The following is a 17,597-nucleotide window of genomic DNA, read 5'->3' on the forward strand; positions in this document are numbered from 1 at the left end:
CTCGATGACCAGAAATCGATCACTCGGGAAGGTACGCCCTCCGCGTTCCGCGAGCACCCCTCCCGAGTCCGATCCACAGGTCTTGAGCATTGCTCCTCAGCGCCCGGCCACGAGCTCTCGGACGAACGGGCCGCGCGGACCGCCTGGTGCATCAGGGTAGCCATGGGCCAGGAAGCCGCCGCGAGGTCGTACTCGAGGGTCCAGGAGTCCGAGACGAAGGTCGTGACCGGACCGCTGTCCTCCTTCTTGAGGCTGGCGACGTGCTCGGCGATCTCAGCTGGCGTCATCTCCGCCGAGCAGCGCAGTTCGCCCCTCATCTTGGCCGGGGTGTCCTTCGGTACGAGGTCTCGGTCCCTGATGCAGGCCACAGGGATGGGAACCGGCTCGCCGTCGCGCTGGAAGATCCGGCTGTAGCGGAACAGCCCGACGTGCCCGACGTTCACCACGCTGATGCCGCGTTCGTTGAAGGACCGGCCCATGGCCTTGGCGAGAGCGGGAAGGAAGATCGCCTCGGCATCACCCTCAACGACCGCGACGCCGCGGGCGAAGAACAGGTTGGCCTTGGTCACGTCCAGGAAGCGGGAGAGAAAGGCGTAGTCGCCATCGTCGAGCTTGGTGTGCTCAGGCGCCAGGCTGAACGTACGTCCCCGGGCCACCATCGTAAGGGACCCGACCGGCATGGCTGACGCCAGATTGGGACTGTGTGTGGTCAGGATGACCTGGACGGGTGCCGCTGCGGCGGCTTCCTCGGCTTCTTCCGATCGTTCACGCAGCAGATCCATGCTCCGGGCCTGCAGCTGCGGATGAAGGTGAGCCTCCGGCTCCTCGATGAGCAGCAGCGGCGCGATGTCGCCCTTCCCTAGAAGCAAGAGTTCTGCGGCCATGAACAGCGCGTTGTTGTAGCCCAGCCCGCGGCGGGTCCATTCGTCGGACGCCGAGAAGAGGGTCAGCTCCAGCCTCTCCAGGGCCCGGGCCAGCGACGCGTCACCCGCGACCCCGATCTTCCCTCGGAGCACGTCCCCGCCGATCACGAACTTCTGCAGGTACGCCGTGTTGATGTCGTCTCGGGCCGCGGTAACGGCTGGGTTCCGGCCGATGTGATGCTCTGCGCGGCTGAGGATGCCTACGAGCGTGGAAGCCGAGTCGTCCTCCGCGTCGAAGTCATCCTTGTCCTGGTCCGTCATCGCTGGATAGCTGGCAAGGATCTGCGACAGCCGGGATCCTCGCCCCGAGCGGAGCTCTGCTTCGGCGTCTCGTAGCGGGCGAAGGTAGGTGGCTTTGAGGAACTCACGTGCCGCCCCGTCGAAAGCCGGCCCCTTCCCGCCCTCGCCGGTGCGCGTGCTCCAGGACACACGGTTCCGGAGCGGGTCCATGAGCTGCGCCTTGAAAGTGACGTCCAGGACAGCGTTGCCACGACCGTCATTCGTCAGCAGCTCCAGGAAGGCCCCCTGCTCCTGCGTGGACAGGTCCTCGAACCGACAGGAGATCGAGAAGGTCTCCGCCCTGCCACGGTCACCGACGTGGAAGTCGTCCCTCGATATCCGGTAGTAGTCTGCCGCCGCAGTCTGCAAGCACAGGCGAATCGCGTCGACGATCGCAGTCTTCCCACTGTCGTTCTCACCCACCAGAACATTCGTTCCCGGACTGAACGACACATCCAGCGACTCACCCGAACCGTCGCCCTCTTGTGAGGCAGCACCGAAGATTCTGAAGTTCTCGGCACGCAGTCGCGCTAGGTACATGGCCCCATGCCACAGGAGCCTGCACCCGAGCGGGCGCAGGCGAAGACAACCGCCTCAAGTGCCCCACCCGTAAGCGGATTACCCATGGATCATATGCCCGCCTGGCCTGACTACGAGGCGGATCACCGTTTCTCACAACCGGCTAGAGACCGGCACCTGGCAGTCAGCCGACATTGACCAAGCACGACACGCCACCCGTTGCCGAACGTGATTTTCGCCCGGCATCCGTGGGCATGCACACCGGATTCAGGCAGTTCTCGTCTGGCAACCCGAGGGTCTGCGCGCCCGTCGGCCTCGACAAGGTCGGGAGCGGCACGACCGGCACGCCTGCTAACACGGCCCTGGCCGGCGTTACGGTCCCGCCTCGGCGCTCGACGATCTCGCTCCTCGGCACCCAGAGCAGTCTCTGGCAGAGAAGTGGCAGTGCTGCCTGACACCGCACTAGAGAGGGTCGGGAAAGCCGTCGAGGCCCAAAGAGCAGGGGCTGAGCGGCATACCGTCGTCGGGCGAGTCGGTCAGAAACATCCGGTAGTGCTCGCCTCGCGCGGGGCGCAGCACGAGGGTCGCCTCCGGCGCGAGACCGCTGCGGAGCAACTCGAGAACGGTGGGCCCGTCGTCGGCCGTGACTTCCGTGTGGAAGATGCAGACGGAGCCGAGGTTGAGAAGGTGTCCTGCGATCGTGATCCCGTATTCAGAGCTTGTGATGCGTAGCGACTGCGGCCGGCCGCTAAGCAGCTCCCTCGTGTTCTCGTCATCGATCCAGGTGAGTGTGATCGTCAGCTCGCGACTGACCGGTGACGCTACGCAGCGGCCCTCCACCAGGAGGCGAGCCATCCGCAGAGCAATCCGGTCGGTCATCGACATGTCGGCCGGGATGGGGAAGTCCTGTTCGCAGTATCGCTGGACCACTTCGAGGTCCTCCAGGAACAGCTGTAGCTGTTCCCAGCGGCGCAGATCATCTGCAGTGCCGCTCTTCGGCAGGCGCCCCGCACCCGCGAGTTGGCCGTCAATCATCACCCGGAAGTCGCCGCCGAGCGAAAGGCGCCGGCGTAGCCGCAGCACCTTTAGCGCCTCCGCGGGACTGAGGCCGGCAAGATCGAATTGATACGCGAGCTTCGCGGGAGCCGATTCATCGAACGGACGCAGCACCCGAAGCACCGCACCGGGTAGATCCACCTCGATCGAGCTCCCCAGGGAGCCGGAACCTCGCGCCTTAAGTCGACCCGCGTACGACGCCTGCACGCTGCCGTCCTCACCGAGGAAGGCTACGGTGACCGCGGCATCGGCCCCTGACACAGGCGAAATCGGCCTCCACAGAACTGTGGTGTTGGTGAATGTCTGCGCGATCCAGTCCGGTCCGCTGATCGTCAGGCTCTCCACCACGTCGGGCGGGAGCTCGACCGCCTCGGCGACCCCGAACCCCAGGGAGCGTGTAACGGCGGCTGACAGATCGGCGTCCATGGCCGTTCCGGCGATGGTCATGGTAATGGGGCTTACCTCATGCGCCCTGGAATGCTTCGCCCGCAGGGTTTGGATGACCTTGTCGCCTTCGCGGGCGAAGTCCACCGTCCAGTTCGGGTCGAGGTCGTCGACCACGCGCCCCAGAGCCTGCACTCGAGCACCCAGGTCGGCCGCGCCACCCGCCAGGATGTCCTGCTCCCGATTCATGATCTTCGCGTACTCCAGCAGCCCCACATCGCCACTGGTGCGGCTGAGACTGCGCTCGATATCACTGTGCGCGGCGAGGCGATCGTCCAGTACGGTCCGGTCCATCACGGTGACCTTCACGTCCCGGCCTTCACCCAGACCCGTGATGAACGCCCGTTCGCCCGGGGTAAGCGTGCAAGGAACCACGAGGAGCCACTCATAGGGGTCGTGTTCCATAGCCCGCTTGAACGACTTCTTGATACTCGGTCTGCGCCCACGCCCCTGCAGCCCGTCGGGGAAGTACTTGAGCTGGTAGATCCGCAGGCGGCCGCCTTGCACCACGTCAATGTCGCGGCCGCCATCACCGCCGCGCCCGTTGACGGCCCGGACCTCCGCCGTCTCGCTGTAGAGCCGGTGGACCAACGCCTCAACGACTCGGTCAAAATGCGGCTGGCCGATCCGATCCCACTCGAACGCCACAGCACTCCTCACTTCACGACGGACCCCTCCCACGCAGCATGACACTTGCCGCTGACAGCCGCGCAGAACGAGCCCGTCATAGGGAAGGGTGGTGGCCGCTGCCCTCTCTCGTCGGTGGACCGGCACGGCGTCGTGCCTGGCGTGCGGAGATTCGATGGACCCGGGTCAGGCGTTGATCGCGGGGATGATCTTGGAGCCGTACGCGTCGATGGTGCCCTCCCGGTTGTCGTGCATGTCGTAGACCGCGAACTGGTCGACGCCCAGGTCCCTCAGGTGCTTCAGCTTCTCGACGTGGGCCTCGGCGGGGCCGAGGAGGCAGAAGCGGTCGACGATCTCGTCGGGGACGAAGGCGGTGTCGGGGTTGTCGGCGCGGCCGTGGTGGGAGTAGTCGTAGCCATGCCGGTCCTTGATGTACGCCGTGAGCTCCTCCGGCACCATGTCCGAGTGCTCGCCGTACTTGGAGACCAGGTCGGCCACGTGGTTGCCGACCATGCCGCCGAACCAGCGGCACTGCTCGCGGGCGTGGGCCAGGGCCTCGGGCGAGTCGTCGGCCGTCACGTACGCGGGGGCGGCGACGCAGATGGTGAGGGCGTCGGGGTCGCGCCCGGCGTCGGCGGCGGCCTGCCGGACGGCCTTGACCATCCACTCGGTGAGGAAGGGGTCGGCGAGCTGGAGGATGAAGCCGTCGGCCTTCTGCCCGGCCAGCGCGAGCGCCTTGGGGCCGTACGCGGCCATCCAGACGGGCAGCCTGCCGTTCTTGATCCACGGGATGTGGATCGGGTTGCTGTCGACCACGGCCTCCCGGCCCTCGGCGAGGTCGCGGATGACGTCGATGGCCTCGCCGAGGCGGGCGAGGGTGTTGGGCTTGCGGCCGGCGACGCGCATCGCGGAGTCGCCGCGGCCGATGCCGCAGACGGTGCGGTTGCCGTACATGTCGTTGAGGGTGGCGAAGGTGGAGGCCGTCACCTCCCACGTCCGCGTCCCCGGGTTGGTCACCATCGTGCCGACGTGCAGCTTGGTGGTGTTGGCGAGGATCTGGCTGTAGATGACGAAGGGTTCCTGCCAGAGCACGGCGGAGTCGAAGGTCCAGCCGTAGCGGAAGCCGTTGCGTTCCGCCCGGCGCATCAGGCCGACGACCTGCGACGCCGGCGGGTCGGTCTGCAGGACGAGTCCGAAGTCCACGCGGGACCTCCAAGTTCAAGTCGATGAGGTGGGGCCCTGGCCGGGTCAGCCCAGGTACTGACAAAGACCGCGGGGCACGAACACCCCGTGGCCGGCGTGACCCGTGTATTTCCGCTGGTCGACGACAACCTCACCCCGCGACAGCACCGTCTGGACCTGGCCGGTGATCGTCTTGCCCTCGTACGCCGAGTAGTCGACGTTCATGTGGTGGGTCTCGGCCGACAGCACCTGGGTCGCGTGCGGGTCGTAGATCACGACATCGGCGTCGGCTCCCGGCGCGATCGTGCCCTTCTGCGGATAGATGCCGAACATACGGGCCGGCGTCGCGCAGGCGATCTCAATCCAACGCCGGCGCGAGATGTGCCCGTCGACCACCGCCTGGTGGAGGAGGTCCATGCGGTTCTCCACGCCCGGCAGGCCGTTGGGGATCTTCGAGAAGTCCCCGCGTCCCAGCTCCTTCTGTCCCGTGAAGCAGAACGGGCAGTGGTCGGTGGACACGACCTGGAGGTCGTTCGTCCGCAGCCCCCGCCACAGCGCCGCCTGGTGCTCCTTCGGCCGCAGGGGCGTGCTGCACACGTACTTGGCGCCCTCGAAGTCCGGCTCCGCGAGGTTGTCCGTGGACAGGAAGAGGTACTGCGGGCAGGTCTCGCCGAAGACCGGAAGCCCCATGTCCCGCGCCGCCGCCAGCTCCGCCACCGCCTCCTGCGCCGAGACGTGGACGACGTACAGCGGGCTGCCCGCGACCCGGGCGAGCTGGATCGCCCGGTGGGTGGCCTCAGCCTCAAGCAGCGCCTTGCGGACCTCGCCGTGGTAGCGCGGATCGGTCTCGCCGCGGGCCAGGGCCTGCTCCACCAGGACGTCGATCGCGATCCCGTTCTCCGCGTGCATCATGATCAACCCGCCGGTGCCGGCCGCGACCTGCATGGCGCGCAGGATCTGCCCGTCATCCGAATAGAAGACACCCGGATACGCCATAAACAATTTGAACGAGGAAACGCCGATCTCAACCAGCTTCGGCATCTCCCGCAGCGTCGCCTCGTTCACATCCGACATGATCATGTGGAACGCGTAGTCGATCGCACAGTTGCCGTCCGCCTTCTCCATCCAGACATCCAGGCCAGCCCGAAGCGGCTCGCCCTTCGCCTGCACCGCGAAATCGACGATCGTCGTCGTCCCGCCCCACGCCGCCGCCCGCGTCCCCGTCTCGAACGTGTCCGACGCGAACGTGCCACCGAACGGCAACTCCATATGCGTATGCGCATCGACCCCACCCGGGATCACATACTTCTGCGACGCGTCGATCACCCGGTCCGCCGTCCACTCCTGCGTCCCCGGCGCCGCCAACGCCACCACCCGGCCATGCTCGATCAGCACATCCGCGTGCACCTCGTCCGCGGCCGTGATCACAAGACCACCGGTAATCAGAGTCCGAGTCATTCCCCAGCCATCCCTTCACACCGACCACCGAACGGACCACCACCGGCACAGGCCGGGGCCACGCCCCCGCCCGCCGGCCCCCTCACGCCGCCGCCTCGCACGACACACGGCCTACTCCGCCAGAAAACCCCTGGTCACACGACCGAACGAAACCCTTGAAGGAGGTCACGCCCTCCTGGATGAGGAGGGACATCTCCTTCAGGGTGGTCGGGGTGACGTCCGACATGATCATGTGGAAGCCGTAGTCGATGGCGCAGTTGCCGTCGGCCTTGGCGTACCAGGTGTCCAGGCCTTCGCGCAGGCTGTGGCCGACGGTCTGGACGGCGAAGTCGACGAGGGTGGTGGTGCCGCCCCAGGCGGCGGCGCGGGTGCCGGTCTCGAAGGTGTCGGAGGCGAAGGTGCCGCCGAAGGGGAGTTCCATGTGCGTGTGGGCGTCGACGCCGCCCGGGATGACGTAGCGGTCGGTGGCGTCGAGGACGCGGTCGGCGGTCAGGCGGGCCGCCGCGTCGGAGCCGTGGGCGGCGAGCACGGCGACGCGGCCGTCCTCGACGAGGACGTCGGCGTGGAGTTCGTCGGAGGCGGTGACGACCAGGCCGCCCCGGATCAGGGTTCGGGTGCTCACGGGAGTACTCCCCTGCCAACTAGAGGGATCGGAGGGCCTGTTCGAGGATGGCGGCGCCCTCTTCGGCCTCGGCGACGGTGAGGGAGAGCGGGGGTGCGACGCGCAGGACGCTGGTGTCGTGGCCGCCGCCCTTGCCGATGAGGAGGCCGCTCTCGCGGGCCTTCTCCAGGACGGCGGAGGCGGCCGCGGGGGCGGCGGCGCCGGTGATGGGTTCGGCGAGCTCGATGCCGATCATGAGGCCGCGGCCGCGGATCTCCCGGACGAGGTCGACGCCGGCCGCGGCGGCGCGGAGCCGCTCGATGAGGAGGCCGCCGACACGGCGGGCGTTGCCCTGGAGGTCGTGGTCGAGGAGGTAGCCGAGGTTGGCGAGGCCGGCGGCCATGGTGACGGGTGAACCGCCGAAGGTGGAGATGGAGTTGGCGTCGAGGCAGTTCATGATCTCGGCGCGGGCGACGACCCCGCCGACGGACATGCCGTTGCCGATGCCCTTGGCGAAGGTGAGCAGGTCGGGCGGGCCGGCCTGGCCGTGCGCCTGCCAGCCCCAGAAGTGTTCGCCGGTGCGGCCCCAGCCGGTCTGCACCTCGTCGGAGATCCAGAGGATGCCGTGACGGTCGAGGACGCGGCGGAAGGCGGCGTACAGGCCGTCGGGCGGGGAGGTGAAGCCGCCGACGCCCTGGATGGGTTCGGCGATGAGGGCGGCGGTGCGGTGGGTGTGGCCGAGGAGGTCTTCGAGGTCGGCGACGGCGGCCTCGGTGAAGCGCTCGTCGCTGAGGCCGGCGAAGGGGCCGCGGGTGCGGACCGCGCCGTGCACGTAGAGGGTCTGGAGCGGGGAGAGGCCGGTGGGCGACCAGGCGCGGTTGCCGGTGACGCCGACGGTGGAGAAGGAGCGCCCGTGGTAGCTGTTGCGCATCGCCAGAATCTGGTTCGAGCGGCGGTACGCGGTGGCGAGGAGCAGGGCCGTGTCGTTGGCCTCGGTGCCGGAGGTGGTGAAGAAGACGCGGGCGTCGGGGATGCCGGAGAGGGTGGCGATCCGCTCGGCGAGCTCCACCATCGGCCGGTTGAGGTAGAGGGTGGAGGAGTGGACGATCCGGCCGGCCTGTTCGGCGACCGCCTTGGTGACCTCGGGGAGGGCGTGGGCGGTCATGGTGGTGAGGATGCCGCCGAAGAAGTCGAGGTAGCGGCGGCCCTCGGCGTCCCAGACGTGGCGGCCCTCGCCGTGGGTGATCTCGATCGGCTCCTCGTAGTAGAGGGCGAGCCAGTCGGGCAGGACGGAGCGGTGGCGGGCGTGGAGGCTGTTCACGGCCGGACCAGCCCGTCGTACGCGTCGGGGCGGCGGTCCCGGTAGAAGGCCCACTGCTGCCGGACCTCCTTGATCAGGCCGAAGTCGAGGTCCCGGACGACGAGTTCCTCCTCCTTGTCGGAGGCGACGTCGCCGACGAAGCGGCCGCGCGGGTCGACGAAGTAGCTGGTGCCGTAGAAGTCGTTGTCGCCGTACTCCTCGACGCCGACGCGGTTGATGGCGGCGACGAAGTACTCGTTGGCGACGGCGGCGGCGGGCTGCTCCAGCTGCCACAGGTGGGAGGAGAGGCCCCGGTGGGTGGCCGAGGGGTTGTAGACCAACTGGGCCCCGTTGAGTCCGAGTTGGCGCCAGCCCTCGGGGAAGTGGCGGTCGTAGCAGATGTAGACGCCGACCTTGCCGACGGCGGTGTCGAAGACCGGCCAGCCGGCGTTCCCCGGGCGGAAGTAGTACTTCTCCCAGAACCCCTTGACCTGGGGGATGTGGTGCTTGCGGTACTTGCCGAGGTAGGTGCCGTCCGCGTCGATGACGGCCGCGGTGTTGTAGTAGAACCCCTCGCCTTCGACCTCGAAGACCGGGACGACGATCACCATGCGGGTTCTGCGGGCGAGCTCCCGCATCCGCGTGACGGTGGGGCCGTCCGGGACGGCCTCGGCCCAGCGGTAGTGCTCGGGTTCCTGGACCTGGCAGAAGTAGGGGGCGTTGAACACCTCCTGGAAGCCGATCACCTGGGCGCCCCGGCCGGCCGCCTGGCGGGCGTGCTCCTCGTGCTTGGCGATCATGGATTCGGTGTCGCCGGTCCAGGTCGCCTGGACGAGTGCGGCGCGTACGACGGTCATGAGCAGCTCCTTCGGCGCGGCGTCAGAGAGCCTCTACGCCCGTAGACACGGTGCGTAGGAGGAGAACGTAAGCCCCGTCACACCCCGGAGCAAGACCGCCGCCCGGAAGCAGCGCAGTCGATCATGTTTCATACCGGAGTGGTCCACACCGGACACGTACCGACACGTGCCGACTGCTCCCGTTCTTCCGTACGGGACCGGCCCGGACCGGCCGGCCCGGGTCCGCCGCGGCGCGGTCCTCAGGGGCCGAGGACGCCGCCGACCCGCAGCGCGTGCCGCAGCGCCCGGTCGTCGGCCGCCGACAGGGCGCGGGCCGCCGCGCCGAGCCGGGGCACGAGGAGCGCCGGGTCGACGGCGGCGAGCCGGGCCGCCTCCTCGGGGGTGCGGACCCGGATGAAGGCGGTGAGCAGGGCGTGGGCCTCGCGTTCGCGGGCCTCCGCGACCAGGGCGGCGACGGCCCCGGTGAGCTCCTCGACCGGCCGGGCCAGGCCCTGGCGCAGCAGCTGTTCGCAGTCCTCGGCGCGCCCCGCGTCGGCGAGCGCCCCGGCGACGGCGGCCAGCCGCGCGGGCGGCAGCGAGGCGGCCTCCCAGAGCAGGGTGCCCCAGTCGGCGCCGAAACCGGCCCGGTGCAGCTCCGCGGCGAGCGCGGGCAGCCGTCCCGGCGGTCCGCCGAGCGCCTCGCAGAGCAGCACGTGCGCCTCGCCGGTACGGCCCTGGGACCGCAGCCGCCTGAGGGCGTAGACGGCGTTGACGGCGGCGCGGGCGGCCTCCTCCGCCTCGCCCGCCCCACCCGGCCCGTCCACCCCGTCCGCCCCGTCGGCGGCGACCGCCCCGGGGGCCGGGGCGTCCGGCGCGGCGGTACGGGACCCGGTCCGGCCCCGGAAGCGGGCGCCGCGCGGCGGCTCGCCCCCGCCGACGGGCAGCTCGGGCACCGCGGCGGGCGCGGCGTCCTCGGCGGCGTCGGCCGCCTCCGTCCAGGCGTACCGCGCGCCCCGCGGCCGTCGGCGCGCCGCCGCCGTCGCGGGGCCGTCGGCCGCGGCGCGCCCGGACGGGGCTTCGCCCTGGCCCGTGGGGGCGTGGAGGCGGGCGAGGCGGGCGGTGAGGTCGGTGAGGCGGGCGGTGGCGCGGGCGTGGTCGTCGCGGGTCCAGGCGAGGTCGTGGGCCAGCCGGGCCGCCTCCTCGGGGCCCGGGGCCGGGTGGGCGCCGAGCCGGCGCTCCAGCGCCTCGATCCGGGCCTCGGCGCGCCGGCGTTCGCCCTCCATGGCGTCGCGGCGGGCCACCAGGGCCTCGGCCCCGCCGGGCGTCCGGTCATGCGCGCCGGCGGCGGCCTCGTACAGTTCCCGGCCCCGGCCCGGGGCCTCCCCCACGTCCCGGAGCAGGGACTCGACGACGTCCCAGGGCAGCAGTTCGGTGCCGTCGAGGCAGGCGCGCAGGCCCTCCGGGTCCCGTTCGGCGAAGACGGCCCACCAGCCGCCGACCTGCTCGGCGCGGGCGGCCAGTCCGTTCAGCCAGTGGGTGAACTCGGCCATCCGGGTGGGAATGTGAGTGACCGTCATCTGCATGCACCTGCCCCGCGCTTGGGAGAAGGGGACCTTCCGGTCCGCCGCAGGGCATTGCACCGCAGCCGTGTTACGGGACGGCTACGGTCCGTTTTCCTTTCCGTGCCCCGGGGACCACATCGGTCTCGCACCGGGTCCGCGCCGGCGGGTCACAGGGTGACGACGATCCCGGTGTGCGGGCGCTTGCCGAGGCGGACGAGGGTGGCCGGCCAGTCCACCAGCCAGTACTGGTAGGTGTACTTGCGGGAGAGCAGGCGGCGGATGCGGCGCAGCTCCTCCCCGGTGACGAGGCGGGCGGTCCCGGGGGTCCGGGCGGCACCCTCGGGGACGGTGCCGCGCAGGTCGCAGACGGCCAGTTCGACCCGGGGGTCGTTGCGGAGCCGCTTGACCTTCCAGGAGTCGGCGCGGGTCCACACGTACACCCGCTCGTCGTCGACGGCGTACCAGACCGGGGTGGCGACCCCGGTCCCGTCCTTCCGGTAGGTGGTGAGGCTGAGGTAGCGGCCGCGCCGCAGCTCCTCGGGGATTCGTCGGTCGGTCGTCATGACCGGGGAGCCTATGCCGGAGTGGGGTTGCGGGCGTGCGTCAGGGTCTCCCAGGCGACGAAGAGGCCGTCGGTGCCGCCGGGCCGCTGGCTGGCGGCGAGGCGGGCGGTCTGCGGCAGCCGCATGCCCAGGCGGCCTTCGAGGTGGTTGAGGGCGACCTCCACGTCGGGGCCCATGGTGCGCTCGACCCGGCCGCCGCAGAGCCAGCGCGGGGCGGTGGCGCCGAGCTGGTAGCGGGCGTGGAACTCCAGGGCGGCGGCGATCCGTTCGGCCTCCTCCCGGTAGAGGTCGACGCCCTGGTGCCAGGCGGTCTCGGCGATGTGCGCGGTGGCGGCCAGCGAGTAGCCGATGTGCATGAAGTTGCGGCAGGTCTCCTGACCGAGGCCGTCGCGGTAGGTGCGCTGGCCGAACCAGTAGCCGGCCAGTTCGTCGGGGGTGTCGATGGTGCCGCCGGGCGGCGGCTTGGGCAGGGCGCCGTCGGAGGCGAGGTAGAAGTAGGCGGGCACGCGGGCGCGGTAGCGGCGCACGGACTGCTCGAAGAGCCGGCGGTCCTCCAGGAAGACGGCCATGCCGATGGCGGCGTCGGTCATCACCAGCTCCCAGTTCCCGTTGTGGTCGGGGACGGCGGAGGTGACGGCGGGGAGGTACGCCTTGCGCAGCATCCACTTGAAGCGCTGCACGGCCGGACCGCCCCAGGCGGGGTAGCCCGCGTGCACGATGTCGGCGGCGCGCGCCCAGGAAGAGCCGGACCAGGCGGTCTGGAGGTCGGCGTCGTCGCGGGTGTGCTCCTTCACGGTCCGCGCCCAGGCGTCCATGATCTCGACCGCCTTGGCGGCGTGCGCCGTCTTCCCCGACACGGACCACATGAGGGCGTGGGTGTACGCGGCGAGGGCGTCCTCGCGTTCGGCGACACAGGCCTCGGTGCCGGCGTTGGAGGCGCAGGCGACGGTCGCGGCCGGGTGCGGTACGTAGTCGAGGGCGGCGTACGCGGAGGAGCCCATCGCCCGGTAGGCGGAGGTCCACGGTTCGTCGCCGGCCGCCACGTGGCGCCGGACGGCGGCGAGCTGGGCGCCGCCGACGAGGACGCCCGGATGGCGGAACCGCTCCGGGGCCGTGCCGCTCGGCGGGGCCTGCGCCCGTTCGCCCGCGGAGTCGGCGCCGCAGGCCGCCGTGGCGAGGAGCAGCAGCGGGACGAGGGCGGCGGCGGCCGTCCGGAGGCGGCGGCGCGGGCGGGTACGACGGGGCTGAGGCTGCACGGCACCACGGTGGGGCCCCGGCCGGGCGGCCGCATCCGCTGTTACGCCACCGGACGGTTCTCCGGGTACGCGGCCCGCGCGTCGCCGACCTCCGTGCCGTGGGCGCGGGCCCAGGCGCAGGCGGTGTCCAGCGGGCCGAGGAGGGAGCGGCCGAGCGGGGTGAGGGCGTACTCGACGCGCGGCGGGTTCTCCTCGTACACGGTCCGGGCGAGGAAGCCGCTGCGCTCCATGGAGCGGAGGGTCTCGGTGAGGACCTTGGGGGTGATCCACGGGAGGGCGGCGCGGAGTTCGCCGAAGCGGCGGGCGGCGCCGTCCTCCAGGCAGCGCAGCACCACGCCGGTCCACTTGTCGCCGACGCGGAAGGGCTGGACGGCCCCGTCGGCGCAGTCGGGGTCGTCGAACCGGACGCGGATCGGGGGTGGTTCGCTCATGGGGCCGACGGTAGCGGCGCCGGTTCCCTTGAAGTAACCGGGGGCCGCCGTCCTACCGTCCCGGCCATGGGAATCGACACAGGCAAGAAGATCGTCGTGTTCGGCGCCGGCGGGCGGGTGGGCCGCGCGGCCGTGGCGGAGGCGGCGGCCCGGGGCCACCGGGTGACGGCGGTGGTCCGCGCCCCGGCGCGCCACCCCGGCCTGGAGGCGGCCGGGGTGACCGTCGTCCGGGGCGACGTGACGGACGCGGAGTCGGTGGCGGCGCTCGCCGCCGGGCACGACGCGGCCCTGCACGCCTCGGTCCGCCTCGACGTGCCGTCCGAGGAGTACTTCACCGCGACGGCGCAGGCGCTGCTCTCCGGGCTTCCGGCGGCCGGGGTCGGCCGGCTGCTGACGCTGGGGATCGCCACCACCCTGGAGGGCGCGTCCGGCATCCGGCTGATGGACGCGCCGGGCTTCCCGACGGAGTGGCGGGCGTTCGCCCAGGGGCACGTGGTGGAGTTCGGGCTCCTCACGGCCGGGGCGGGGCCGGGGCTCGACTGGCTGATGGTGGTGCCGCCGCTGGACCTGGACGCGGAGGCGGAGCCCACCGGCGGGTACCGGACGGCGGTCGGCACGGTCGTCGACGGCCCCGGCCGCCTCGCGCACGCCGACCTGGCGCTCGCCCTGCTCGACGAGATCGAGACGCCGCGCCACAGCCGCGTCCAGCTGGCGGTCTCGGCGTGAGGGACGGGGGCCCCGACCCGAAGGGCGATGTCAGGCTCGAGTGCTGAGCCGGCTCAGGCCCTCGGCCAGCTCCTCCGGGTTCATGACCGGGGAGTAGTGGACCTTGGCGCCGAGCCTCATGAAGAAGGGCTCCGAGATGGCGGGCAGGTCGGAGGACTCGGTGAGGTCGAAGAAGAAGTAGCCGGTGCGACAGCCGTCCTCGACGGTGAAGAAGGCGGCCTCGGGGTGGATCCGCGCGACCGTCTCCTGCATGAGCCCCGGGATGCTGCCCTGCCTGATGGCCTCGTTGGAGGCCTCGGTGTCCATCTCGACCTTCAGCAGCATGCGCATGGCACAGCTCCCATCCCGGCCGGGCGGGGACGCCGTGCGGTACGCCCTCGGTCCACCCGGACGTACTCCCTTCCAGCGTCCTCCCGCCGCGGGACGGGGGCCACTCGGCGACCGGGGCCGGAGCTCAGGCGGGCGCCGCCGCCGGGAGCCGGAGCTCGGGCGGGGGCCGGAGCTCAGGCGGGGGCCGGAGCTCAGGCGGGCAGCGGCGCGGTGCGGACCAGGAGGTCGTCCATCGACAGGTCGAGGACGCCGGCGAGGGCGGCGACGGTGAAGAAGGCCGGGGTGGGGGCGCGGCCGGTCTCGATCTTGCGGAGCGTCTCGGCCGAGAGGCCGGCCGCCGCCGCGATCTCCACCATCGACCGCTCGCCGCGGGCCTCGCGCAGCAGCCGCCCGAGCCGCTCGCCGCGCTCGCGCTCTTCCGGAGTGAGGGGGGTGCGCACCATGTCCCCCACCATACCCGCCCGCCCCCATTTTTATACCGGTATAGTAATGGGAATGGTAGAGATCAAGACCGACGAGAACATGGACGCGATGCGCGAGGCGGGCCGCGTGGTGGCCCGCGCCCTGGCGGCCGCGCGGCGGACGGCGGCGCCCGGGGTGCCCGTCACCGAGCTGGACCGGGCGGCACGGGAGGTCCTCGAGCGGGCCGGGGCCGGCTCGCCCTTCCTGGGCTACCGGCCGGACTGGGCGCCGACGCCCTTCCCGGCCGTCGTCTGCGTCTCCGTCAACGACGCGATCGTGCACGGCATCCCGGACGGCTCCCGGCTCGCCGACGGCGACCTGGTGTCGGTGGACTGCGGAGCGCTGCTGGGCGGCTGGGCCGGGGACGCGGCGGTGAGCTTCACCGTCGGCCGCGCCCGCGCCGAGGACACCCGGCTGATCGGGGCGGCCGAGGAGGCGCTGGCGGCCGGGATCGCGGCCGCCGTGGTCGGCAACAGGATCGGGGACGTGGCGCACGCCATCGGCACGGTGTGCCGGAAGGCCGGGTACGGCATCCCGGACGGCTTCGGCGGGCACGGCATCGGCCGCGCGATGCACGAGGACCCGGGCGTGCCGAACGAAGGGCGGCCCGGGCGCGGGATGAAGCTGCGGCACGGCATGGTCCTGGCGATCGAGCCGATGCTCGTCGGGGGCGGCGGCGACGAGCACTACACGGCGCGGGACGGCTGGACGATCCGTACCCTCGACGGCTCCCGCGCCGCCCACGCCGAGCACACCGTCGCCGTCACGGACGCCGGGCCGCGCGTGCTGACGGTCCTGTAGCCGCCGCCGGCATCCCGGGCGCGAGCTGTCGGAGCGGTCGGTCGCGCCGGGGGCGCTCCGCCTGGCGGTGACCCCCGGCACCCTGCACCGCGGCCTTCCGGTGCCCGTGTCGCCGGCCTCCGTCGCGCGGCTGTGGCGGGACACGCCGCTGCCCGCGCCCGCCACCGCGCGCGAGGAGCGGCTCGTCCACGCGCTGCTGTACGAGGTGCACGACGACCACCGCGCCGACGACGTGTCCGCGCGGCAGATCTGCGACGGCCTCATGGTCCGGAGCGTCGCGGCACCGGCGCGCCGGATGGGTCTGGAGGCGGCGGACGGCCCCTGAGGCGGGTCGTCCGCCGCCGGGCGTCACTTGTCGGGGCGGATGTCCGGGCGGACGACCATCGCCGAGCCGCCGCCCCGGCGGACGGTCTCGGCGGCGGCGATCCAGCGTCCGCCGGGGAGGCGCTGGACGCCGGTCGCGGCGCCGATCTCCGGGTTCTGCCGGAAGCCGTGCCCGAGCGCTTCGAGCCGGGCCCGCAGGGGGCTGTTCCAGAGGGCGGGTTCGAGTTCGGTCGTCGCCTGGTTGCGCTGGCTGGCGCGCGGGGCGGCGATGGCGTCGACGAGCGGCAGGCCCCGGTCGACGACGCCGGTCAGGGTCTGCAGGACGGTGGTGACGATGGTGGCGCCGCCGGGCGAGCCGAGGGCGAGGACCGGCCGGTCGTGCCGGTCGAGGACGATCGTCGGGGAGATCGAGGAGCGGGGGCGCTTGCCGGGGCCGGGCAGGTTGGGGTCGTGGACGGCGGGGTTCGCCGGGACGAAGGAGAAGTCGGTCAGCTCGTTGTTGAGCAGGAAGCCGCGCCCGGGGACGGTGATGCCGCTGCCGCCGGTGGACTCGATGGTGAGGGTGTAGGCGACGACGTTCCCCCACCGGTCGGCGACCGTGAGGTGGGTGGTGTTCTCGCCCTCGTACGTCGTCGGGGCCGCCGTCCCGCCGGCGGCGCACGGCACCGGGTCGCGCGGGTCGCCGGGCGCGAGCGGGCTGGTGAGCGCGGCGTCGTCGCGGATCAGGCAGGCCCGGGAGTCGGCGTACCGCTGGGAGAGCAGGCCGCGGACGGGCACGGACTCGAAGGCGGGGTCGCCCACCCAGCGGCCCCGGTCGGCGAAGGCGATCCGGCTCGCCTCGATGAAGCGGTGGAGGTAGCCCTCCTGCGGGGCGGCGGAGAGGTCCGTGGTCTCCAGGATGTTGAGGGCCTCGCCGACGGTCGTGCCGCCGGAGGACGACGGGGCCATGCCGTACACGTCGAGGCCCCGGTAGGTGACCTTGGTGGGCGCGCGCCGGACGGTCCGGTACGCGGCGAGGTCCCGCTCCGTGAGGTCGCCGGAGCGGACCACGCGCGACGCGCCCTCGCGGACCGGAGGGGTGCGGACGGTCCGCACGATGTCACGGGCGAGCGGGCCCCGGTAGAGCGCGCCGACGCCCTCCTCGGCGAGGGTGGCGTAGGTACGGGCCAGGTCGGGGTTCCGGGCGACCGAACCGACCTCGGGCAGCCGGCCGCCGGGCAGGAAGAGGTCGGCGGAGGCCGGGAAGTCGCGGAAGCGGGCCTCGTTGGCGGCGGTCTGGGCGCGGTAGGTGGCGTCGACCGTGAAGCCCTCGCGGGCCAGCCGCTCGGCGGGGGCGAGGAGTTCGCCCAGCGGCTTGCTGCCCCAGGCGTCGAGGGCGGTCGCCCAGGTGGCGGGGGTGCCGGGGGTGCCGACGGAGCGCCCGCTGGTCATCGCCTCGTCGAAGGGCAGCGGGGCGCCGTTCTCGGTGAACAGGGCGGTGTCGGCCGAGGCCGGGGCGGTCTCGCGGCCGTCGACGGTGGAGACCGTACGGCTCCGGGCATCGTAGTGGACGAGGTAGCCGCCTCCGCCGATGCCGGCCGAGTAGGGCTCGGTGACGCCCAGGGCGGCGGCGACGGCGACGGCCGCGTCGACGGCGTTGCCGCCCCGGCGGAGGATCTCGATGCCGGCGGCGCTGGCGTCGGCGTCCACGCTGGCGACGGCACCGCCGTGCCCGACGGCGACGGGGACCTTGCCCGGGGCGACCGGTGCGGCCTGTGCGGCCTGTGCGGCCTGTGCGGCGGGGGTGGTCGCCGGGGCCCTTGGGGACGGTGGGGTCGGTGGGGCGGTACGGGACGGGGCCGCCGCCCCCACCGAGAGCACCGTCGCGGCCGCCGCCGCGAACACCCCGTACCGGACCGTGGAGCGACGCATCCTGAC

The 17,597-nt window shown here is 72.1% G+C and carries 16 protein-coding genes and 1 pseudogene; 3 read left to right on the forward strand and 14 right to left on the reverse strand.

What is annotated here, in order from left to right; genetic code table 11:
* The 11 genes and pseudogenes from ABZ621_RS32440 to ABZ621_RS32490 form a co-directional block, all read right to left on the reverse strand.
* Positions 1-1,742: AAA family ATPase (locus tag ABZ621_RS32440; RefSeq protein ID WP_360610032.1), on the reverse strand; the 1,742-nt coding region annotated here is incomplete at its 3' end.
* 441 nt (positions 1,743-2,183) lie between these two features.
* Positions 2,184-3,869: a hypothetical protein gene (locus ABZ621_RS32445; RefSeq protein ID WP_360610033.1), complete on the reverse strand. Its 1,686-nt coding sequence runs from the start codon at positions 3,867-3,869 to the stop codon at positions 2,184-2,186.
* A gap of 165 nt (positions 3,870-4,034) precedes the next feature.
* A complete protein-coding gene (locus ABZ621_RS32450) occupies positions 4,035-5,051 on the reverse strand; it encodes a TIGR03842 family LLM class F420-dependent oxidoreductase (protein ID WP_360610034.1) in 1,017 nt (338 codons plus the stop codon).
* 45 nt (positions 5,052-5,096) lie between these two features.
* Positions 5,097-6,488: a dihydropyrimidinase gene (hydA, locus tag ABZ621_RS32455; protein WP_360610035.1), complete on the reverse strand. Its 1,392-nt coding sequence runs from the start codon at positions 6,486-6,488 to the stop codon at positions 5,097-5,099.
* Between the two features lie 145 nt (positions 6,489-6,633).
* Positions 6,634-7,110, reverse strand: a pseudogene (locus tag ABZ621_RS32460) (amidohydrolase family protein); the annotation flags it as partial.
* A gap of 19 nt (positions 7,111-7,129) precedes the next feature.
* Entirely contained in the window at positions 7,130-8,410 is a 1,281-nt protein-coding gene (locus ABZ621_RS32465) for an aspartate aminotransferase family protein (protein WP_360610036.1), read from the reverse strand.
* Positions 8,407-9,246 carry a nitrilase-related carbon-nitrogen hydrolase gene (locus ABZ621_RS32470; RefSeq protein ID WP_360610037.1) on the reverse strand — a complete coding sequence of 280 codons (840 nt, stop codon included), beginning with the start codon at positions 9,244-9,246 and terminating at the stop codon, positions 8,407-8,409. The genes ABZ621_RS32465 and ABZ621_RS32470 overlap by 4 nt, the downstream gene beginning before the upstream one ends.
* Before the next feature lie 239 nt (positions 9,247-9,485).
* Positions 9,486-10,802, reverse strand: coding sequence for a UL36 very large tegument protein (locus ABZ621_RS32475; protein ID WP_360610038.1), 1,317 nt, complete (start codon positions 10,800-10,802; stop codon positions 9,486-9,488).
* Between the two features lie 152 nt (positions 10,803-10,954).
* Positions 10,955-11,350 carry a PPOX class F420-dependent oxidoreductase gene (locus ABZ621_RS32480; protein ID WP_360610039.1) on the reverse strand — a complete coding sequence of 132 codons (396 nt, stop codon included), beginning with the start codon at positions 11,348-11,350 and terminating at the stop codon, positions 10,955-10,957.
* An 11-nt stretch (positions 11,351-11,361) separates the two neighbouring features.
* Entirely contained in the window at positions 11,362-12,606 is a 1,245-nt protein-coding gene (locus ABZ621_RS32485; protein WP_360610040.1) for an alginate lyase family protein, read from the reverse strand.
* A gap of 41 nt (positions 12,607-12,647) precedes the next feature.
* On the reverse strand, positions 12,648-13,037 hold the full coding sequence (locus ABZ621_RS32490) for a helix-turn-helix domain-containing protein (RefSeq protein WP_360610041.1): 390 nt from the start codon (positions 13,035-13,037) through the stop codon (positions 12,648-12,650).
* A 66-nt stretch (positions 13,038-13,103) separates the two neighbouring features.
* On the opposite strand from ABZ621_RS32490, the gene ABZ621_RS32495 reads away from it, so the two are divergent.
* Positions 13,104-13,763: an NAD(P)H-binding protein gene (locus ABZ621_RS32495; protein ID WP_360610042.1), complete on the forward strand. Its 660-nt coding sequence runs from the start codon at positions 13,104-13,106 to the stop codon at positions 13,761-13,763.
* Between the two features lie 30 nt (positions 13,764-13,793).
* Here the strand turns inward: ABZ621_RS32495 and ABZ621_RS32500 are convergent, their stop codons facing one another.
* Complete coding sequence (locus tag ABZ621_RS32500) at positions 13,794-14,093, reverse strand: hypothetical protein (RefSeq protein ID WP_360610043.1); 300 nt, start codon at positions 14,091-14,093, stop codon at positions 13,794-13,796.
* A gap of 191 nt (positions 14,094-14,284) precedes the next feature.
* Complete coding sequence (locus tag ABZ621_RS32505; protein ID WP_360610044.1) at positions 14,285-14,536, reverse strand: helix-turn-helix transcriptional regulator; 252 nt, start codon at positions 14,534-14,536, stop codon at positions 14,285-14,287.
* 52 nt (positions 14,537-14,588) lie between these two features.
* Here ABZ621_RS32505 and map point away from each other — a divergent pair, with 52 nt between their 5' ends.
* The gene (map, locus tag ABZ621_RS32510) at positions 14,589-15,356 is read left to right on the forward strand and encodes a type I methionyl aminopeptidase (protein ID WP_360610045.1); all 768 of its coding nucleotides are present in this window, start codon (positions 14,589-14,591) and stop codon (positions 15,354-15,356) included.
* Between the two features lie 67 nt (positions 15,357-15,423).
* On the forward strand, positions 15,424-15,681 hold the full coding sequence (locus tag ABZ621_RS32515; RefSeq protein ID WP_360610046.1) for a hypothetical protein: 258 nt from the start codon (positions 15,424-15,426) through the stop codon (positions 15,679-15,681).
* A gap of 23 nt (positions 15,682-15,704) precedes the next feature.
* Here the strand turns inward: ABZ621_RS32515 and ggt are convergent, their stop codons facing one another.
* Positions 15,705-17,591, reverse strand: coding sequence for a gamma-glutamyltransferase (gene ggt, locus ABZ621_RS32520; protein ID WP_360610047.1), 1,887 nt, complete (start codon positions 17,589-17,591; stop codon positions 15,705-15,707).
* Between the last annotated feature and the right edge of the window lie 6 nt (positions 17,592-17,597).

This window comes from Streptomyces sp. NPDC007863 (assembly GCF_040633895.1).
GTDB lineage: Bacteria > Actinomycetota > Actinomycetes > Streptomycetales > Streptomycetaceae > Streptomyces.

Coding starts and splice junctions, on each gene's coding strand:
- hydA (WP_360610035.1), bottom strand. CDS start 6,488: ATGACTCGGACTCTGATTACCGGTGGTCTTGTGATCACGGCCGCGGAC.
- ABZ621_RS32480 (WP_360610039.1), bottom strand. CDS start 11,350: ATGACGACCGACCGACGAATCCCCGAGGAGCTGCGGCGCGGCCGCTAC.
- map (WP_360610045.1), top strand. CDS start 14,589: ATGGTAGAGATCAAGACCGACGAGAACATGGACGCGATGCGCGAGGCG.
- ggt (WP_360610047.1), bottom strand. CDS start 17,591: ATGCGTCGCTCCACGGTCCGGTACGGGGTGTTCGCGGCGGCGGCCGCG.
- ABZ621_RS32500 (WP_360610043.1), bottom strand. CDS start 14,093: ATGCGCATGCTGCTGAAGGTCGAGATGGACACCGAGGCCTCCAACGAG.
- ABZ621_RS32470 (WP_360610037.1), bottom strand. CDS start 9,246: ATGACCGTCGTACGCGCCGCACTCGTCCAGGCGACCTGGACCGGCGAC.
- ABZ621_RS32495 (WP_360610042.1), top strand. CDS start 13,104: ATGGGAATCGACACAGGCAAGAAGATCGTCGTGTTCGGCGCCGGCGGG.
- ABZ621_RS32490 (WP_360610041.1), bottom strand. CDS start 13,037: ATGAGCGAACCACCCCCGATCCGCGTCCGGTTCGACGACCCCGACTGC.
- ABZ621_RS32505 (WP_360610044.1), bottom strand. CDS start 14,536: ATGGTGCGCACCCCCCTCACTCCGGAAGAGCGCGAGCGCGGCGAGCGG.
- ABZ621_RS32475 (WP_360610038.1), bottom strand. CDS start 10,802: ATGACGGTCACTCACATTCCCACCCGGATGGCCGAGTTCACCCACTGG.